Genomic DNA, 19,186 nt, shown 5'->3' with positions numbered 1-19,186 from the left:
AAGTCGGATTTGTACAAATATAAGTTGTGTTTGTGTATTGCTGTTACAATAAGGGTTTATTAAATTTATGGACAACCAAATAAGTCGCTTTTATCCACGTAAAACATCTTTTAATGCGGCGGATCATTATTATACTGCTATTGCTTGCATTTGTGATAGGGATGAGTGTGTTTGTATTTTCTTCCACAACACCGGATATGCCGGATGATGTACAGGCTGCCTATGATGCCCTGAACGGGCCATTGGATTATAATATCGATGTAAAGCCCATCCTGTCCGACAAATGTTTTGCCTGCCATGGGCCGGATAAAGCAAAACAAAAAGCAGGCTTGCGGCTGGATATAGCAGACCATGCCTATGCGGACCTTCCGGAGAATAAAGGGAAAGTAGCCATTACACCCGGCAACCTGCATAAAAGTGAACTGTTCCACCGGATCATTTCTACTGACCCTCAGTATTTAATGCCCACACCGGCATCCCACCTGAGCCTCACAGCCACAGAAAAAGCCATCCTCATAAAATGGATCGAAGACGGAGCGAAATACAAAGCACACTGGGCTTTCGTTAAACCGGAGAAACCAAAAGTACCGCGGGTTAAAGGCGTGCAGGTGAATCCCATAGACAATTTCATCCAGGCGAAACTGCAAAAAGAAAACTTGTTGCCCGCAGCGGAAGCTGATAAAGAATTATTATTAAGACGGGTATCACTGGACCTTACAGGTTTACCACCTACCTTAAAAGAGATCAATGATTTTATCCGGGACAGCTCTCCCAATGCATACGAAAAACAGGTAGACCGTTTACTGAACTCCGCACACTTTGGTGAAAAAATGGCGGTGGACTGGCTGGATGCCGCACGGTTTGCAGACACACACGGTTATTCCATAGATGATGAAAGGGATATGTCTCCCTACCGCGATTGGGTGATCAAAGCATTTAATACCGGGCTTCCTTACGATAAATTCCTGCAATGGCAACTGGCAGGCGACCTCTTCCCTCAAGCCAGCAGAGAGATGATCATCGCCACAGCCTTTAACCGGAATCATCAGCAGAATATGGAAGGCGGGGTTGTGGAAGAAGAATTCCAAACGGAATATGTGGTAGACAGAACGAATACATTCGGGGATGCCATGCTGGGCTTATCGATCGGCTGTGCCAGGTGCCACGATCACAAATACGATCCCATCACCCAAAAGAACTATTATGAACTGTTCAGCTTCTTTAACAACGTGAAGGAGGCCGGCCAGATCTCATTTGATGGCGCCATGCCCACTCCCACATTATTATTGCCTACTGCAGAAAAAGAACGATCTGTACAAGCTATCAAAGACAGCATTGCGCTGTTATCACGCACATCTTCCGGTTTTGAACAATGGATGAGCAGCAAGGCTTATCAGCAGCTGGCGAATTATAAGATCCCGAAAGATAACTTACAGGCCTGCTTCACATTTGATCATGCAGACTTTAAAAATACCCTGAATAAAAAACAGGAAGGTGTGATCAGGGGCATTCCCGGCGATGGTACTAATTTTGCAGCCAATGGAACCGGCAAAGCCATGAAATTAAACGGTGATAACTGGCTGGATGTAAAGCCTGTTGGGGTGTTCCGCAAGTCACAACCCTTTAGCATCGGATTATGGATAAACATTCCTAACGCCTTAACGCAAGGGGTGATCTTTCATAAAGGAGACAGGGAGCGTTTGTATAATTTCAGAGGTTATCATTTATATCTCAGGGACAATAAACTGGAGATCATGATGGCGCATACAGCACCTTCAGATGCCATCACCAGGATCAGCAAAGACGTTGTGCCGCGCGATAAATGGATCCAGCTCACCGTAACCTACGATGGGTCTTCTACCGCAGCAGGTTTTAATCTTTACCTGGATGGAGTGCCCATGCGTATGGAAACTACCATGGACCAGCTGAGAAAAGATATCAACTTCGGGAATGGCCCCAATGAAGCGGGATTACAGATTGGCGGCTGGGACCGTGGCTTTGGCATTACCAATACATTGGTGGATGATCTTGTGGTATATAACCGTAATCTCAGCCCTTTGGAAATAAGCATCCTGGCAAAGAAAACATCCTGGGCTGCCATTGCAGCTCAACCTGATCCCGTTGCTTTGAAACAATATTACCAGTCTGTTACGGACACTTTGCTGCAAAAGGAACTCGTACGGTTACGCAATAAACTGGCGGATACTGTTGCCACCATAAAAGAATTAATGGTGATGCAGGAAATGCCCGTTCCTAAAAAAACATTCTTACTCAAACGCGGCAATTATGATATGCCGGGTGAACAGGTATTTCCTAATACGCCGGCAAGTTTATTACCTTATCCAAAAGACCTTCCTAAAAACAGGTATGGTCTTGCACAATGGCTCACCCACCCTGACAACCCTTTAACTGCAAGGGTAGCCGTGAACCGGTACTGGCAGAATTACTTTGGTACAGGACTGGTGAAAACATCAGAAGATTTCGGCAACCAGGGCGAAATACCCAGCCATCCTGCATTGCTGGACTGGCTTGCCGTTACCTTTATAGACTCGGGCTGGAATGTAAAAGCGATCAATAAGCTCATTGTAATGTCCGCCACGTATCGCCAGGATTCCCGTGCAGGAAAAGCGGCAAAGGAAAAAGATCCGGATAACCGTTTACTGTCTCACGGCCCGGCCTACCGTATGTCTGCAGAAATGGTAAGGGATAATGCATTACAGGCAAGTGGTTTACTGAACCCTGAAGTGGGTGGCAGCAGTATAAAACCTTATCAGCCAAACGGGCTCTGGGAAATAAACAGCAAAACATATCACCAGGATACCGGCAGCCTGGTGTACAAACGGAGTTTGTATGTGTTCGTAAAAAGATCTGTGCCCAATCCCACACTGGCTACTTTCGATGCGCCTTCCCGCAGTTATTGCATCGTAAGACGGCAGAAAACAAATACGCCTTTACAGGCATTGGTCACCCTAAATGATCCTACTTACCTGGAGGCCGCAAAGGTATTGGGAGAACAGATGACAAAGGAAGCCGATAACAAACAGGCTATTACGCTTACGTTTAAGAAACTAACGGGCCGTTCACCACAAATGGCAGAAATGGAATTGCTGTTACAATTACAACAAACAACACTGGCAAAATTCAGGCAGTATCCGCAAAAGCAAAGAGGCTGGCTGTATGCAGGGCAATATAAATTCAGCGGAGCTATAGATAGTGCCGTAGTGGCGGCCAACACGGTAGTGGCCAGCACTATTCTGAATTCAGATGCATCACTCATAAAAAGATAAGCACATGTGCGATGAACATAATTTCAGGATCAATACGCCTGATTTCAACAAACTGAACAAGCAACTGGGCCGCCGTGATTTCCTGACCAAAACATCCATGGGTATTGGCGCCCTGGCGCTGAGTTCTTTGTTAGGGAATAAATTATTCAGCAATGTAACTACAGAGCAGGAAATACTAAACGCCATTCCTCACTTTGCCCCAAAAGCAAAAAGGGTGGTATATCTCTTTATGGCAGGCGGGCCATCACAGTTTGAAACGTTTGATTACAAACCTGTATTGGAAAAGCTGAGAGGCCAGAACCTCCCGGATTCTGTCCGGAATGGCCAACGCCTTACCGGTATGAGCTCCGGACAGGCCCTGCTGCCTGTTGTGCCTTCTGCATTCAAATTCAATCAGCATGGAGAGAGCCGTACCTGGATCAGTGAGCTGTTACCGCATACTGCCAAGGTGGTAGATGAGCTTTGCATTATCAGGTCCATCCATTCCGAAGCAATCAATCACGATCCTGCCATTACCTTTTTGCAAACAGGGAACCAGCTTCCCGGGCGGCCATCCATTGGTTCCTGGTTAAGTTATGGGCTGGGGTCAGATAACGAGAACCTGCCCACTTTCATCGTACTGGTTTCCAAAGATGCCTCCAAAGACCAACCTTTATATGCCAGGTTATGGGGCAACGGTTTTTTGCCTTCAGAATACCAGGGCGTACAGTTCAGATCAGGCAAAGATCCTGTACTCTTCCTCAATAACCCGGAAGGTTATGATGGAGCAGACCGGAAGGAAATGCTGGAATATCTTTCCAAACTAAACCAGCTGCAGCACAACACGTATGGCGATCCGGAAATAGATGCGCGCATTGCACAATATGAAATGGCTTTCCGCATGCAAACATCCGTTCCTGATGTAATTGATGTAAAAGATGAACCAGACGAAACATTTGACCTGTATGGTCCCGGCTCGCGGGATGCTGGTACTTATGCCGCGAATTGCCTGCTGGCACGTAAACTGCTGGAGAAAGATGTAAAGTTTGTGCAGCTTTATCACCAGGGATGGGACCATCACGGCAGCCTGCCGGCTAATATGCCTAAACAATGCCTTTCCATTGACCAGGCCACCGGGGCACTGATCACTGATCTCAAACGCAGAGGTTTACTGGAAGATACACTGGTGATATGGGGTGGTGAATTTGGCCGTACTGTTTATTCACAAGGCAAACTCACGCCCACCGATTATGGCCGCGATCATCATCCGCGTTGTTTCACGATGTGGATGGCAGGTGCAGGTGTAAAACCCGGCTTCTCTTTCGGGGAAACAGACGACTTCAGCTATAACATTGTGAAAGACCCTGTGCATGTACATGACTTCCAGGCTACCCTGCTGCACCTGATGGGCATCGATCATGAAAGGCTAACCTATAAGTTCCAGGGAAGGCGCTTCAGGCTAACAGACGTAGAAGGGAAAGTAGTAAAGGACATATTAACCAACGCATGAAATTATTAGACATCTTTACATTTTCAGGCCACCTGCATCCCCTGATCGTTCACCTGCCGATAGGTTTCATTCTGCTGGCCACACTCTTCAACCTGCTGTCTTACGCAAAGCGGTTCGCTTATCTGAAACAGGCGGTGCCCATCACCCTGCTCATTGGTTTTATAGCCGCCGTGTTAGCCTGTATCTTTGGCTACCTGCTTTCTTTAAAAGGAGATTATGATACGGATGCACTAAGTAAACATAAACTGTCCGGCATTTCTCTTGCTGCTATTGCAGGCCTTCTGTATTTCACCACCACTAAATTCTTTCTGAAAGAGATCCCCCTTCCCCGCCCTTTATTTTCTTTATTGCTTACGGGGCTGGTAATACTCATGAGCTATAGCGGGCACCAGGGCGCCAGTCTTACGCATGGCAGCGACTATCTCACGATGCAGGTGCTCTTACAAAAAGAAAGGGTGAAACCTTCCAGCGCTGAGGAAGCGTTGTTGTTTGAAGATGTGATACAACCTATCCTGCAGAACAAATGTGTGCAATGCCACCGGGATGGAAAAAGTAAAGGAGACCTATCGCTTGAAAATATGGAAGATATCCTGAAAGGAGGTAAAAGCGGGCCTGCCATTATTCCCGGCAACCCAGATTCCAGTGAGCTGATCCGGCGCATTATGCTGGATGAAGATCACAAGGATTTTATGCCGGCAGACGGAAAACCTCCGCTCACAAAAAATGAATTACGCCTGATCCGGTGGTGGGTGAAAGAAGGAAAAGCTGCACAGGGAAAAACGGTTGCTTCCCTGGACAGTGTTATTCTGCAACCAATGGTAGCACAATACTTAGGTATGGAAACACAGCAAGCCGTAAATATTACACAACATATCAATCCTGGTATACCCATATCAACGGATACATCGCTGATCGCTAACTTACGCAAAACAGGGCTTCATGTGCGGCTGATGTTACTGCAACCGCTTATGCTCGATGTTACCCTGCCAACAGGCTCCGGCGTCAAAGCAGCCCTTATAAAGCCTGAAATCCACAAGCTCGCCAAACATATCATCTGGCTGAATTTATCCGGCAATGGCCTTACGGATGATGACCTGGATTTTCTGCCTGCACTCATTAATCTTGAGAAGCTGCGCCTGGATAAGAATCCTGTAACCGACAAGATCAGTCATCAGCTGATAACATTAAAACACCTGGAGGCTTTAAACTTAAATGAAACAAACATCACTGCCGCTGCTATCGATCAGCTGAAAAAAAACACGGCGATCAAAAGGGTATATAGCTGGAATACAGGCGCGCAACGATGATGAAAAACAAAGGCCTCCCATTAATGGGAAGCCTTTGTTTATATAAGTTGTTCTCTGTTACTTTAAAGAATTGATCCAGCCGGCAATCTTCAGGGCATCTGCCTTTGGAACCTGTGGCATCGGAGGCATCTCTGTTGCATAACCAGGCCAGTTCTCCGGGTTAGGATTGTAGATCAGCTTCACAATCATTTCATTAGTGTAACGCTTTTTAGCAATGTCCTTAAACGCCGGACCTACCTGCTTTTTATCTGCATTATGGCAGGCGGCGCAGGTATATTTGGCCAGCAATGGTTTCACTTCTTCGTATGTGGGCGCTTTAGCGGCAGCTGGCTTAACAGCACCAGTGGTGGCTGCTTCAGCTTTGGTACCAGGCTTTGCAGCTGCAGCTTTTGAGGCAGCAGGCTTTGCTTTCTCAGCAGCTTCTTTAGCCGCCGCTTCCTTTGCAGAGTTACGGGTGCTCACGCCACTCATAGCCAGTTTATTACCATCCGGAATATTATTCAGGGTATAATATCCTGTTGGATGTACGAGAGAGTAGAAATTATCTTTTGAACGGATACCTTCCAGTGTAATGTTATGAATATAATATTGACGGAGATTATCTACGATCACACGTACTTTCAGGCCGTCATCAGACACTTTCACACCCTTTACATCACAGTTCTCCATGTTCACGGTAGGGCTGCCATATACAGGATGATATTTGTAGATAAAGCTGGATACAGCATAAGAAGCCAGGTCTTCTGCTGATTTCTTATCAACCGGTAAAGTGAACTCAATTTCAAAACCATCAGGCATAGCTTTTACGGTTTGCATTTCGAAAGGAATGCGGTTATTCCATACAAGGCGTTGCAAACCTTCATTGGCATCACCTGCAGAACCCCATCCGCGGTTGGTTTCCCCTACAAAGAGAGAACCGTCCTGACCCCATGCCATACGCAGTACGCCGGATTGGAAACCACTGCGGAAGTCGAATGCCACACCCTGGTATTCGCCTTTCACTTTTTCCATCACTACCCGCATGATCTTACTTTGACCCTGATCACCCACAAGTGTTTGACCGGCAAAGGGACCGAATGCACCTTCAGGGATCTTTACCATTTCAGAGTTGGAAATACCCAGTACACCGTGGGGTAACCATACAGCAGGCAGTCTTAATTCAGGAATGGTTTTCTTTGCTTCGAACATGGTGATGAATTTTTCATCTATCACATTCTCTGGTTTGATCATCCTGCCTTGTGCATTTCTCACTTTGCGTTCGTCCACTACTGCATTGAATTGCGTTGCGGTCAGTTTGAGGGGGGAATTAGCTTCACCTGTCCAGCGGAGGCCGGCAGGGTGACCCACAAAATCACCTTTCTTTACACGCCATATACCACCGGAGCCCATATAGTCTCCCTGGTTCTCTGTGTAGAACAGTTCACCATCCACCATGCTGATACCGCAAGGGGAACGCATACCTGTTGCCCATGGTTCCATTTTGCTACCATCTGCGGAGATGTGCATGATCCATCCTCTCCAGGGAACACGGCTTTCACCGCGCCACCATTCTTCATCACCGAACGCTACGTTGGCGGATACAAAAAAGGAACCATCCGGCGCTAATTTAGGGCCGAAGGAATATTCATGATAGTGACCGGAAATAGGCCATGCGTATACGGTTTCATATACATCTGCCTTACCGTCCATATTCGTGTCTACCAGTTTGGTGAGTTCACCTCTTTGCGCGCAATAGAGGGCACCGTCTTTCCAGGCAAGGCCCAGGATCTCGTGCAGGCCGGTGGCAAACTTGCGGAAGAAAGGTCTTCTGCTGGTAGGGTTTTCCACGATATACACATCACCACGGCGGGTAGATACACCCAGGTCGCCATTCGGCAGAACGGTAAGACCGCCTACTTCCAGCAGGGTGCCTTCCGGCGAGCTCACTTTATTTATCCTGAAGTAATCTTCTTCCTTCGGCGTTTCCTGTGCAAATGCTGAAGCAGCAGCGCAGAAAGGAAGTAAGTATAATGCAGCTTTCTTTATGATATTTTTCATTGCGTCAGTTCTGTAAATGTTTAGAAAAGGATGGAATAGCTCAACTTGCCTTTCACCGGTATGATCAACTCTTTGCGGTTGCCGGCATCACGTACCACAGGTTTGGCGCCACCGGCATCCAGTAACTGCAGGTAATACTGCTTCCCATCTATTACATACTGATCTTTTTCCCCTACTTCAATCTGTGTACCTTCCGCCAGTTTAGCGTAAAGATCGCCGGCAGGGTCAGTAACCGTGATCTCACGGGAGATACCATGTCCGTCTTCAGAAACACGGATAGCATCTGTTACGTTGGAACCGAAGATCTGGTATTTGAAAGTTGGCCTGTCCTTTTCATCCAGCACATATCCTTTCGGGCGGTAGCTGGTACCTGCAGAATCAGTTTTCCATGCATCCTGCTGGCTGGCTAACCTGCCTAAAGTGAAATAAGGCATGCCGAAAAGTTGTTTAACACCTTGTGCGCGGGCGGTACCATTTCCTCTTTCATGCCACATAGGTGTGGTTTCCAGGAAGTCGCCCCTCCACAATTGTACGATCATTCCTTTATCCAGGTCGTAAGTGTAGTGCAGTTTTTCAGGGCTGCCTACAGATACGGCATGTACCACTCTTGTACGGTTGCCGATATCCATGAAGCTGCGCAGGATAGTGTTTGTTTCTGCGGTTACAAGGATGGGATCGGTATCATCCGGGGTGATGGCATCTCCGGTGTAAAATTCACGGATGCCGGGGCCTGCGATGGTAATGCCCAAAGCGGGATTCCCCCTGTCGCCTGCTCTGCCATAAATGATCTCTACGGGCAGATCGCCGGCGGATAAGTTAGCTTTTCCACCCCGTTGACCAAATGGTACCACCACCTGGTTATTGATCTTTACGAGGGCGCCGCCGCCTTGTCCGTTCAGGACAAAGGTATATTCTCCTGCTGCTTTCACTTTGAGGGTGCCTTTATACAGGAGTTGGTATTCCTGGCTTAAAGGGCCTGCGTTAGCAGTCAGTTTTGCCACAGTACCCTGTGCCTCCGCTTTTTGAGCTGCGAGGTTCACATTGGCATCGTAGCGGCCTTTATAAACGCTGTATTGCAGGTTTGTGAGTTCAGGAACAGGCTGATCAAATTGTTTGATCTCGATATTCTTAAATGCCACAGCACCATGATCTCCCTGGATCCGCAATGGACCGGTGGCTTTTTCATCACCGCCGCCAATGGAACCACGGGTGGGGCCCATTAATTCAACATTTTCGTGGATCACCACGCCATTCAGTTCAGCACGGATAATGCGGGCATTTTCTGTTTTTTTGCCGCTTGCATCAAAACGGGGTGCCTGGAAAGATACTTTCAGGTGCTGCCATAAACCGGGAGCTTTGCTGGAGTTCTGGCGGGGGGCATAACCCTGGTAGCCTTTCTGACCTTCAGGTTTGCTATCGTCCCAGCGTTCATAGATACCACCGTTGTCTCCTGGTTTGGGAGACCTTACACCCCAGCTGTCCAGCAACTGCAATTCGTACCTGCCCTGGAAATAGATCCCGGAATTAGAGCCTGATGCCATCATGTAATCCAGCTCAAGGTCTATATCCCCGTGTTCCATATTGGAAAAGAGGTCTTCCCCATGTGCCTTTTTACCGGGCATGTTCACAAGGATACCGGTGCCTTTGGCAATGTTGAGCACATTGGGCTTCAACAGGCTGGCGGACACATCTCCTGCTATCTGCCAGCTGCCTGAGGGATTCTTAAAAGAAGAAAAGTCCTGCAGCGGGATCTGGCCAGACTGGCTGAAGGCCGGCTGAGTAATGATCAGCCCGGCACCGCATACATATAAAAAGCCGATCCATGACCGGCTTAAAAAACTGTTTTTCGATCTTAGTACCATGGTCGCAAAATATAAATAGTTTTTTTCCGGTTCAAATTATTCTTGAGGAGTGGTAAAGCTGAAAGTCCGGCTGCTAAACGATTTGCTAAATAAAAAGAGGCATACGGCGGGGTTCAGGCATGCTTCCGGGGCAATAGATGGCCGGCCCCCTGTTAAAAATTTCCTTTCTTTGCAGGCATGAACCGTTACTTTATTATTCACAAACCTTTCAATATGCTCTCACAGTTTACGGGCGGGCGGCAGACTGAAAGGCAGATCGGCGAACTGGATTATGATTTTCCGGAAGGCACCCATGCGGTAGGCAGGCTGGATAATCATTCAGAAGGTTTGCTGATACTCACCACCAATAAAAAAGTAACACGCCTGCTTTTCCAGGGCGAGCAACCCCATGGCAGAACTTACCTGGTAAGGATAAAGAATGTAATAAAGCCGGTGGACCTGGAACGTTTGCGCACAGGGGTTCCTATCAGGATAGCAGGTGGTGAGATGTACACAACACCTCCCTGCAAAGTAGAAATAGTGCAGAAACCTGCGAACCTGGCAGACCGTGTTGGTGAATTAAGCGACGATTATCCGCATACCTGGCTGCTCATTACTTTGATGGAAGGAAAATACCACCAGGTGCGCAAGATGGTAAGATCAATACATCATCCCTGCCAGCGGCTGATCAGGGTATCTATTGAAGATCTGGAACTGGGTGATCTTCCGCCGGGTGGTGTGCAGGAGATGCAGGAAGCGGAGTTTTTTGAGAAGCTGAAGATCGCGAACTGGAACTGATGATGATCAAAGCGGTGATCACTAATCCAAAGAGCGCCATCATAGCAAAGGTCCATCTCAGGCCAGCTGCTTCTGCCATAAAACCAAACACCGGGGGTATCAGTAAAAAACCAAGGTAACCGATCGTAGAAACCGCTGCAATAGCAGGGCCATTGGCCATTGTAGTAGATTTCCCCGCCATGCTGAAAACCAAAGGCACTACGCAGGAAACGCCCACCCCCGTCATCATAAAACCAATACCTGCAGAAATGGGATGCGGCATCAGTGCCGCCAGTAACAAGCCACTGAAGATGAGCAGTCCGCTGTATTTGATCATAGATACAATCCCTATTTTATGCAGGAGCTTATCTCCGCAGAAACGCCCTGTGGCCATGGCTGCCATATACACAACAAATCCTGCAGTCACCATTTCTTCAGACGCTTTTACCGCTTCCTTAAAATAAATGGCGCTCCAATCGATCATAGTGCCTTCGCAGGACATTACGGCGAAACAGATCAGGCCATATTTCAACAGTCCTCTGTCCGGTAATGCAAAACGCCCTCTCCCGCTGGTGGCAGGCGGTTGTTTTAAACTGCCGGGATATGCAATGAAACCCAGTATCACCATCAGTATGCCTACCATCAGAAAATGCCATGCAGTGCCTACCCTGAAATATACCATGGCACCACCTAAACCTGCACCACAGAAACTGGCTAAGCTCCAGACGCCATGAAAAGTAGTAATGATAGACTTCTGATATAAAGCCTGCACACCTACGGATTGTGCATTCATGGAAATATTCAGCAGGTTGCGGGATGCACCAAAGCAGAATAAACCTATCACCAGTTGCCATACGGATGTTACAAATCCCAGTATGCTTAACATGCCATTAAACGCCAAAGCCCCAATGAACATGATCCTGCTGCTGCTGTAACGTTGCAGGAGTACACCTGTTACGGGCATGGTACATAATAAGCCCAAAGGCAATGAGAATAATACAACGCCTAATGCTGCATTGTTCAGTTGCAGCCTGTGCTGAATATCCGGGATACGGGAAGCCCAGGAAGAAAATCCGAAACCGGAAAGGAAGAAAAATAATGTAATAGCTATACGTGCCCGCTTCGGTGAATCCATTACTCCTCGTTTTTAATGCTGCCTGCCAGTAAAGTAGTCCCTAATCCTAATACAGCGATCATGGTAAAAGACCACCTGAGGCCGAATGCCTCTGCCACAAAACCAATTAACGGCGGCCCCAGCAGAAAGCCCAGGAAACCAATGGAGGATACCATCGCCAATGCTACACCAGGCTGGATAGTACGGGAACGGCCAGCTAAACTATAGGTCATGGGTACAACAGAAGCCACTCCAATTCCCACTAATAAAAATCCTATGGTAACAGGTACAATGGTAGGTAATATCACGGCTGTCAGCAAACCGGTTAAAATAGTAACGCCGCTGATCTGCAGCATGCGCTTCACACCAAATTTTGTGATGAAATAATCTGCTGCAAAACGCCCGCCTGCCATGGTACTCATGAAGGCCGTAAATCCAAGGCCCACCAGTTTTGCCGGTGCATGCACGATCTGCTGAAAATACACACCACTCCATTCAAACATGGTACCCTCGCAGATCATACAGGCAAAGGTGATCAGACCCAGTAAAATAATATTCCTGTTCGGTTTTACGAAGATGGATGTTTGTTTGTTCTTACGGGATGCATCCCTTGGCAGCAGATAAGGGCCGGCTAACAGTGCAAGCAGTAGCGTGAGTGCAAAGATGGCACAGTAATGCACAAAGGGCGTAAACTTATGTGCCGCCATAAAACTTCCTATCAGCCCTCCTGTAAACCCTGCCAGGCTCCACAGCCCGTGGAAGCTGGCCATAATGCTTTTGCGGTAAAGCCCTTCCACACTAATGGCCTGGGTGTTGGCCGCGATATTGATAAGGTTGGCACAAAGGCCGAAGAAAACCAATGCTGAAACAAGCAACACTACAGTAGGCGCTGCACCTAAAAGGATCAATGTGCCGGGGTATAACACCACACCTATCAATAACATCAGCCGGCTACCAAACCTGGACACGAGATAACCGGAAAGCGCCATACCGGCCATTTGCCCGGCAGGTAATGCAAACAACAGGCTGCCCAGTTCCGCGTCGTTCAAATGGAACTTCAGTTTAATATCCGGTATACGGCTGGCCCAGCTGGCAAAGATCAGCCCCTGTACAAAAAAGAAGATGCTTAAGGCTATCCGGTAGATCCTTGGGACCGGTAGTGATAATGGTAAGGTATTCGAGAGTTGCATTTGCCCACAAAATTATTACACGATAGAAAGTTTCCCTACTCCTATAATGATCATTATTTGCACTCCATTGATCTTAAAATGCCTTAATTTTGCCCCTATGAGCAAAATTCAACTGGAAGAGATCAGGCCGGATTCCGGTAAGTCTTTCAAACTGAATACTTCCTGCTTCAAAAAGAGCTTTTTCTGGCATTTTCACCCGGAGTATGAAATTGTGTATGTGGAAGGTGGTTCCGGTACCCGCCATGTTGGGCAGCATTTATCCGGCTATGTGGATAACGATCTCATTTTCATAGGGCCTGATGTACCTCATTTAAATTTTGATTATGGGCTGGGCTACGAGATCAACCAGATAGTGGTACAGCTGAAGGAAGACTTCCTGGGCGATGCTTTTCTGAATGCCCCTGAACTATCCGCTGTTAAAGCCCTCTTTCAGAAAGCAAAATACGGCCTGTCTTTTACAGGGCAAACAAAAGCAACTGTTGCAGAAAAACTGAAGGCCATGCAACCCAAAGATCACTTCGGGCAGTTAATGACCTTACTGGAGATCTTCCAGATCATGGCCACCAGCAAGGAAGTGGTGCAGCTGAATGAGGAAGTGAACCAGCAGCATAAAGAGAAAGAGCGCATGTCTGCCATCTACGATTATGTGGATACCAATTATCACCTGAAGCCGGATGTGAACTTCATTGCAAAAGAAGTGCACATGACAACCGCTGCGTTCTGCCGTTACTTCAAAAAACAAACGGGCTTAACCTTTACAGATTTTGTGAACCGCTGCAGGATCAACCAGGCAAAGAACCTCCTGCTGCAGGACAGATCGGTAGGTGAAGCCTGCTTTAGCACAGGGTTTGAGCAGCTTTCTTATTTCAATAAAGTGTTTAAGAAACTGGAGGGAGAAAATCCGAGTGAGTTTAAAAAACATTACATCAAATAACCGTTCATATGTGGTGGGTCTATGCATTATTATCAGCACTTTTTGCCGCATTGGTGGCCATTTTTGCGAAGGTAGGCATGAAGGGAGTAGATTCTGACCTGGCTACCGCTATCCGTACGGTAGTGATCCTTTTTGTGGCATGGGGCATTGCTTACTTCAGGGGTGCCACAAACGGCATCCAGCTGCTTACCAGGAACAATCTTATCTTTTTAGGTTTATCCGGTGTAGCCACAGGGCTTTCCTGGATCTTTTACTTCCGTGCCCTGCAACTGGGCAAAGTGGCGCAGGTGGCATCTGTAGATAAACTGAGCGTTGCGCTCGCCATCGTTTTCTCTGTTGTTTTCCTGGGGGAAGCGCTCACTATTAAAACAGCCATTGGTGCCCTGTGCATCATTGGCGGCACACTTATCCTTGTATTATGAACATCGATTTTCATACAACAGACTGGGATGCGATCGCACCTACCATCCATAAAGGAGAAACCGGTGAAGCCTATTGGCGTACAGTACAGCTCGGCGATCTGCGCATTCGTGTAGTGGAATATTCCAAAGGATATAAAGCAGACCACTGGTGTCAGAAAGGGCATATCATTTATTGCCTGGAAGGAGAAATGACCACAGAACTGGCCGATGGCAGTTTGCATATCATGAAAAAAGGAATGAGCTACCAGGTAACGGATGATCTTAGCTCCCACCGTTCTTTCACGGATACGGGCGCAAAATTATTCATTGTTGATGGCTCATTCCTTCAGCCATCACTTTAATATAAAACGGTGGTTCCCGGACGTTAATGCTACGACATCTTTCACAGGTACGCCATTCAGCGTAATACTTTTGCCTGCATCAAAACGAACGGTAGCCGTGCTGTTAGCCGGAATAATCACATCATAAACAATACTGTTACCCTCCCTTTTCCAGGAAGATACCAGGAGCTGGCGCCTTGCTTCAAACTGATCCAGGCCCTCTACAAAATGCGGTTCTAAAATAACATTCCTGAAACCCGGCGCCTGTTCATCCGGTTTGATACCTGCCAGGCCTTTGTACAGCCATGCGCCGATCTCTCCGAACATAATGTGGTTCCGTGAATTATCGTTCTTACTTTCTATGCGCCAGTTCTCGGGTAAAGTGGTAGCGCCGTTCACGATCCACCATCCCCAGGAAGGGAAGGTTTCCTGGCTGGCTATTTTGTATGCCGCGTTTGCATAACCATTATCACTTAAGGCACTTAAGATCGCTTTTGTGCCCAGCAAACCAACATCCAGGTGGAAATTATCTGCTTCCACCCTTTTGGCAAGGTTTGCTGCTACTTTGGCTTTCAGCTCTTCAGGCACTAGTCCCCAATATAAAGGAACACTCATGGCCGTTTGCACACCTTCTCCATAAATGGCGGTTTGCTTATTCAGGTACTTTTCATTAAAAGCAGTTTTGATCTTCTCTGCCAGCGCTTTGTATTGCTGATGGTCCGCAGTTTTGTTCAGCAGTTTTGCCGCTTTGTAAAGGATAGTTACATCCGCAAAATAATACGCCGTGGAAGTAAGCTCTACCGGTGTTTTAGATTTAACCGGCACCCAGTCTCCCAGCCCCCAGGTGGTTAGGCCGGATGGGTAATCTGTAGCGATACGGTCTACATAACGTTTGATGTTATCATAACAGGCACCGAGCAAAGTAGTATCGCCGTAGAAGAGATAGATATTCCAGGGAATGATAGCGATAGTGCTCGTCCAATCCGGTCCGTTCCCCCATTCATAACCCCATCCGCCGGTAGGAATGATGGAAGGCAGTACACCATTAGGCTGTTGTTCATCCCGGTGATCAGCCAGCCATTTTTCGTATACGGTAATGCCATCAAAATTATAGAGGCCGGTTTCGCTGGCAATATGCGCATCACCCGTCCAGCCATTCTTTTCCCGCTGCGGGCAATCTGTAGGATAGCCATAGAGGTTGGAAAGATATGCGTTGTTGGTAGCTGCCCACAATTTATTGATCATGGGATTGGAAGAAGATACATGCCCCAGCACAGGTACATTGCTGTGCATGAAATAACCAACCAGGCTTTCCTTTGTAAGCGAAACGGGTTTGCTGCTGGTCACTTCCACGTATTGAAAACCCTTGTAGTTGAAACGCGCAGAGAAACTTTCTTCTCCTTTTCCACTGAGGATGTAAATATCTGTTTGAAAAGGATCTTTATCATCCGTTGGGCGGTAGTGCATGTCTATATTGGACATATCGCCCATGCCATCTGGTTTCAATAGCTCTGTATGTTTCAACCGGAGTACGGTACCGGCTTCTCCCTTTACTTTTATTTTACTTACACCGGCAATGTTCCGGCCCAGGTCAAATACATAAGTAGTATCATTGATCTTATTCAGTTTAGCTGCGGGGATCTCTTCTACCTGTTCAATCGGGCGCATTACCTGTGCCACAATGTTCTTAGAAGGTGCGGAACGGAGTGTTACCTCTCTCCACTTCTTATCATCAAATCCAGCCTTATTCCAGCCATCCTGTTCCAGCCTGGCATCATAATGCTCGGCTGTATAGATGCTATTGAAAATAACAGGTCCTAATGCGGTTTTCCAGTCTTTTTTAGAACTGACGGTTTCTATTGATCCGTCTTCATAAGTAATGCGGAGGTCCATGCAGAAAGCCGGTCTTCCTCTCCAGGGTGCTTTATCAAAATACCATACGGCGGTGGACTGGTGGTTATACCATCCATTACCCAGCATCACACCGATCGCATTCTTACCGGCCTTCAACTGTTCTGTTACATCATGCGTAACATACAAAGTTCTGCGGTCGAAGCGCGTATACATGGGGTCCAGCCGTTGTTTGCCGATCTGTTCTCCATTGATGTACAACTCATATAATCCGGCCACGGCAATATAGGCCCTGGCGGACCTTATCTTCTTCTTTGCCTCGAATTCTTTGCGGAACTGTGCAGCAGGTTTCACCTTTACGTCTGTTCCATCGCTGATCCAGGCGCCCTGCCAGTTCTGCATGTTCATCATGCCGGTTTCAAATGTGGCCCCTGCAGAAAGCATTTTATCAGACTGGTCATATGTCACTACTTTCCAGTAATACCTGGTAAAAGGCAGTAAATCCTTCCCCTTGTATACAGCAAACGCGGAAGAGGAGTTCACCTTTCCGGACTTCCAGATGTCCCCTTTTCCATCGCGCGTAGTGGATACAAATACTTCATATGCTTTCTGCATGGTACCTTTTAGGGGATTGAGCATAACCCAGCTGAAGCGGGGCAGTTTTGTATCAATACCAATAGGATCTTTCATGTATTCACATTGCAGGTTTGTTAACCCGGATGGTTCATTGGCCTGCGCAGATGAAAGCAGGAAAAAAGCTAAAAGGATACTGATCAATTTCATGGTAATTCCAGTCTTTGTTTATCTTTTAATAATTGCGATTTAAGTGTTTCATATTTCACATCCTGCACCGCTATTTTACCATTAATAGCCTGTACTGCAGCAGTGGCAGCACTTTGCCCCAGGATCATAAATACCGGTTCCATCCGGATAGAACCATAGGCAATATGTGAGCTGGACACACAAACAGGAACCAGCAGGTTTTCACATTCCTTCTTTTTAGGAACGATGGAGCCATAGCTGATACGATAAGGTTTGGGAGCATCCACCCCTATATCACCTTCGTTCTGCACAAAACCATCCGGTTTCACGTAACGTTGTGCGTTATGCGCATCCAGGGTATAGGATCCCATGCCAACAGAATTAGGCACATCTTTTTTGCTGAGGGTTTCATGTTCTGTCATTACCGCCATCCCTATCATACGGCGGGCTTCACGGATATAGAGCTGGTGCGGCCAGCCGCCATTGTCTTTAAATTCGTCTTTTGCCAATCCCCATTTGCTGACGGCTGAGCGTACATCTTCCGGCACGCGGGGATCGTTGGCCATAAAGTACATGAGCCCTTTCTGGTATTGCTCATGCTCTTTGATGATCTCCTTCCGGCGCTCGTACGTGGCATCCGGGTAATCGTAATTCATACCAATGTTATCCGTGCTGAAAGGGCCGTGGTTATTGGTGTCCGTTTTACGGTTAGGAATTGGGTCGTACTTGGAAAAGGTTTCCCGCCAGCCTGATTTGAACACCCGCAGCAATAGCTCATACTGCATGGGATCATAACCTTCCGGTTTAGGAAAGGGGATCCGGTTTTCCGGCAGATTGGTAAGGCACATACGGAAACAGTATGCCTGGATCTTATCATCGCCTTCTCCCCTTTTGCCGGGATCTTTATCGGACACCCGGGGTAATAAACCGCTGCTCTTATCTCCTTCTATCTTATACGGGCTGATGTTCGTTAAAAAATGGTGACGGTGATGCAGGATGCCTGTTTGTGCGCCATTCCACTCTTCTCCGTATACACTGTTGGCTTCTCTGCCTACGTGGTATTTTACACCGGCAGCGGCCATCAGGTCACCTTCGTAAGTAGCGTCTATGAACATTTTACCGGAGAAGGTTTTCTTTTGCAGCGTGGTGATAGAAACAATGCGACCAGCTTTTTTCACCACACCTTTGCTTCTGTCCAGCCACTGGTCCCGGTATACTTTTACCTGGTGTTCTTTGATGAAGTCCTCCATGATCTGCTCTGCCACATGCGGTTCAAAGATCCACATGGTGCGCTCTGCTCCATCCATGGCAGGTGTGCCCTGCCCTTTGTTGCCGTAAGCTTCTTTTGCCTGCCATACCCATGCATTGGGTTGCTGGTAGTGCATGTATACACGGTGATAGAATTCCCGGGCCAGGCCGCCGATCACAGATTTATTTCCGGTATCAGTGAAGCCCAGGCCACCGGCGGATAATCCGCCGAGGTGTATATCCGGTGAAACGATGATCACGGATTTGCCCATCTGTTGTACCTGTACCGCGGCTGTAACTGCTGCTGCCGTTCCCCCGTACACGATCACATCTGCCTGCAGTTTTTCCTGTGCCATTAACCGGCCGGAACAAAGTAAAGTAAGTAAGAAGATTTTCCGCATGGCAGCCTGTTTAGCCCAATGGATAAATATAAGGGATTTAGCTTCTTTGTACCATCCTGCTCCGTCATGCTGAGCATCAGCAACGCTTTGGGAGGTATTGAACGCAAGCAACGCCTGTAGTGGTTTTCTGTTTGTCATCATATTTACAAAATAGTTCCATTTTAAGACACTTTAATGGGTTAATTATACGTAGCCGGCTTGCTAAA

The 19,186-nt window shown here is 47.4% G+C and carries 13 protein-coding genes; 7 read left to right on the top strand and 6 right to left on the bottom strand.

Going from position 1 to position 19,186, the window contains the following annotated elements; translation table 11 throughout:
* Positions 1-113: 113 nt before the first annotated feature.
* From BUR42_RS05350 to BUR42_RS05340, 3 genes are read left to right on the top strand one after another with little or no spacing between them, the layout of a single operon-like run.
* Positions 114-3,287, top strand: a complete 3,174-nt coding sequence (locus BUR42_RS05350; RefSeq protein WP_084185412.1) for a DUF1553 domain-containing protein — start codon at positions 114-116, stop codon at positions 3,285-3,287.
* A gap of 4 nt (positions 3,288-3,291) precedes the next feature.
* Positions 3,292-4,776, top strand: coding sequence for a DUF1501 domain-containing protein (locus tag BUR42_RS05345; protein ID WP_074238239.1), 1,485 nt, complete (start codon positions 3,292-3,294; stop codon positions 4,774-4,776).
* On the top strand, positions 4,773-6,083 hold the full coding sequence (locus BUR42_RS05340; RefSeq protein ID WP_074238238.1) for a c-type cytochrome domain-containing protein: 1,311 nt from the start codon (positions 4,773-4,775) through the stop codon (positions 6,081-6,083). Before BUR42_RS05345 ends, BUR42_RS05340 begins: the two co-directional genes overlap by 4 nt.
* 57 nt (positions 6,084-6,140) lie before the next feature.
* Here BUR42_RS05340 and BUR42_RS05335 read toward each other — a convergent pair whose 3' ends face one another.
* Both BUR42_RS05335 and BUR42_RS29945 read right to left on the bottom strand, forming a co-directional pair.
* The gene (locus BUR42_RS05335) at positions 6,141-8,120 is read right to left on the bottom strand and encodes a c-type cytochrome (RefSeq protein ID WP_200798218.1); all 1,980 of its coding nucleotides are present in this window, start codon (positions 8,118-8,120) and stop codon (positions 6,141-6,143) included.
* 20 nt (positions 8,121-8,140) lie between these two features.
* The gene (locus tag BUR42_RS29945; RefSeq protein WP_074238237.1) at positions 8,141-9,982 is read right to left on the bottom strand and encodes a 3-keto-alpha-glucoside-1,2-lyase-like domain-containing protein; all 1,842 of its coding nucleotides are present in this window, start codon (positions 9,980-9,982) and stop codon (positions 8,141-8,143) included.
* A 177-nt stretch (positions 9,983-10,159) separates the two neighbouring features.
* Between BUR42_RS29945 and BUR42_RS05325 the strand changes: the two genes are divergently transcribed.
* Complete coding sequence (locus BUR42_RS05325) at positions 10,160-10,759, top strand: pseudouridine synthase (RefSeq protein WP_074238236.1); 600 nt, start codon at positions 10,160-10,162, stop codon at positions 10,757-10,759.
* On the opposite strand, the gene BUR42_RS05320 is transcribed toward BUR42_RS05325, so the two are convergent.
* A complete protein-coding gene (locus tag BUR42_RS05320) occupies positions 10,659-11,873 on the bottom strand; it encodes an MFS transporter (protein WP_074238235.1) in 1,215 nt (404 codons plus the stop codon). The genes BUR42_RS05325 and BUR42_RS05320 overlap by 101 nt on opposite strands.
* Positions 11,873-13,042 (bottom strand): MFS transporter, encoded by a 1,170-nt coding sequence (locus tag BUR42_RS05315; RefSeq protein ID WP_074238234.1) that lies wholly within the window; start codon positions 13,040-13,042, stop codon positions 11,873-11,875. The genes BUR42_RS05320 and BUR42_RS05315 overlap by 1 nt, the downstream gene beginning before the upstream one ends.
* Before the next feature lie 97 nt (positions 13,043-13,139).
* Between BUR42_RS05315 and BUR42_RS05310 the strand changes: the two genes are divergently transcribed.
* The 3 genes from BUR42_RS05310 to BUR42_RS05300 are packed head-to-tail and all read left to right on the top strand — an operon-like array spanning position 13,140 to position 14,739.
* Positions 13,140-13,976, top strand: a complete 837-nt coding sequence (locus tag BUR42_RS05310) for an AraC family transcriptional regulator (RefSeq protein WP_074238233.1) — start codon at positions 13,140-13,142, stop codon at positions 13,974-13,976.
* An 8-nt stretch (positions 13,977-13,984) separates the two neighbouring features.
* Positions 13,985-14,398 carry an EamA family transporter gene (locus tag BUR42_RS05305; protein WP_074238232.1) on the top strand — a complete coding sequence of 138 codons (414 nt, stop codon included), beginning with the start codon at positions 13,985-13,987 and terminating at the stop codon, positions 14,396-14,398.
* Entirely contained in the window at positions 14,395-14,739 is a 345-nt protein-coding gene (locus tag BUR42_RS05300) for a DHCW motif cupin fold protein (RefSeq protein WP_074238231.1), read from the top strand. Before BUR42_RS05305 ends, BUR42_RS05300 begins: the two co-directional genes overlap by 4 nt.
* Here BUR42_RS05300 and BUR42_RS05295 read toward each other — a convergent pair.
* Together BUR42_RS05295 and BUR42_RS05290 are read right to left on the bottom strand one after the other, a co-directional pair.
* Positions 14,731-17,352 carry an alpha-L-rhamnosidase gene (locus BUR42_RS05295; protein ID WP_074238230.1) on the bottom strand — a complete coding sequence of 874 codons (2,622 nt, stop codon included), beginning with the start codon at positions 17,350-17,352 and terminating at the stop codon, positions 14,731-14,733. The genes BUR42_RS05300 and BUR42_RS05295 overlap by 9 nt on opposite strands.
* Positions 17,349-19,121, bottom strand: a complete 1,773-nt coding sequence (locus BUR42_RS05290; RefSeq protein WP_234979609.1) for an FAD-dependent oxidoreductase — start codon at positions 19,119-19,121, stop codon at positions 17,349-17,351. Before BUR42_RS05290 ends, BUR42_RS05295 begins: the two co-directional genes overlap by 4 nt.
* Between the last annotated feature and the right edge of the window lie 65 nt (positions 19,122-19,186).

Source organism: Chitinophaga niabensis, assembly GCF_900129465.1.
Lineage (GTDB): Bacteria > Bacteroidota > Bacteroidia > Chitinophagales > Chitinophagaceae > Chitinophaga > Chitinophaga niabensis.
This window is presented reverse-complemented; position numbering and strand designations above follow the sequence as displayed.

What these genes read in the sequence shown, in the direction of transcription:
- BUR42_RS05350 (WP_084185412.1), top strand. Translation starts at nt 114, where the DNA reads ATGCGGCGGATCATTATTATACTGCTATTGCTTGCATTTGTGATAGGG.
- BUR42_RS05305 (WP_074238232.1), top strand. Translation starts at nt 13,985, where the DNA reads ATGTGGTGGGTCTATGCATTATTATCAGCACTTTTTGCCGCATTGGTG.
- BUR42_RS05325 (WP_074238236.1), top strand. Translation starts at nt 10,160, where the DNA reads ATGAACCGTTACTTTATTATTCACAAACCTTTCAATATGCTCTCACAG.
- BUR42_RS05290 (WP_234979609.1), bottom strand. Translation starts at nt 19,121, where the DNA reads ATGATGACAAACAGAAAACCACTACAGGCGTTGCTTGCGTTCAATACC.
- BUR42_RS05340 (WP_074238238.1), top strand. Translation starts at nt 4,773, where the DNA reads ATGAAATTATTAGACATCTTTACATTTTCAGGCCACCTGCATCCCCTG.
- BUR42_RS05315 (WP_074238234.1), bottom strand. Translation starts at nt 13,042, where the DNA reads ATGCAACTCTCGAATACCTTACCATTATCACTACCGGTCCCAAGGATC.
- BUR42_RS05300 (WP_074238231.1), top strand. Translation starts at nt 14,395, where the DNA reads ATGAACATCGATTTTCATACAACAGACTGGGATGCGATCGCACCTACC.
- BUR42_RS05335 (WP_200798218.1), bottom strand. Translation starts at nt 8,120, where the DNA reads ATGAAAAATATCATAAAGAAAGCTGCATTATACTTACTTCCTTTCTGC.
- BUR42_RS29945 (WP_074238237.1), bottom strand. Translation starts at nt 9,982, where the DNA reads ATGGTACTAAGATCGAAAAACAGTTTTTTAAGCCGGTCATGGATCGGC.
- BUR42_RS05345 (WP_074238239.1), top strand. Translation starts at nt 3,292, where the DNA reads ATGTGCGATGAACATAATTTCAGGATCAATACGCCTGATTTCAACAAA.
- BUR42_RS05310 (WP_074238233.1), top strand. Translation starts at nt 13,140, where the DNA reads ATGAGCAAAATTCAACTGGAAGAGATCAGGCCGGATTCCGGTAAGTCT.
- BUR42_RS05320 (WP_074238235.1), bottom strand. Translation starts at nt 11,873, where the DNA reads ATGGATTCACCGAAGCGGGCACGTATAGCTATTACATTATTTTTCTTC.
- BUR42_RS05295 (WP_074238230.1), bottom strand. Translation starts at nt 17,352, where the DNA reads ATGAAATTGATCAGTATCCTTTTAGCTTTTTTCCTGCTTTCATCTGCG.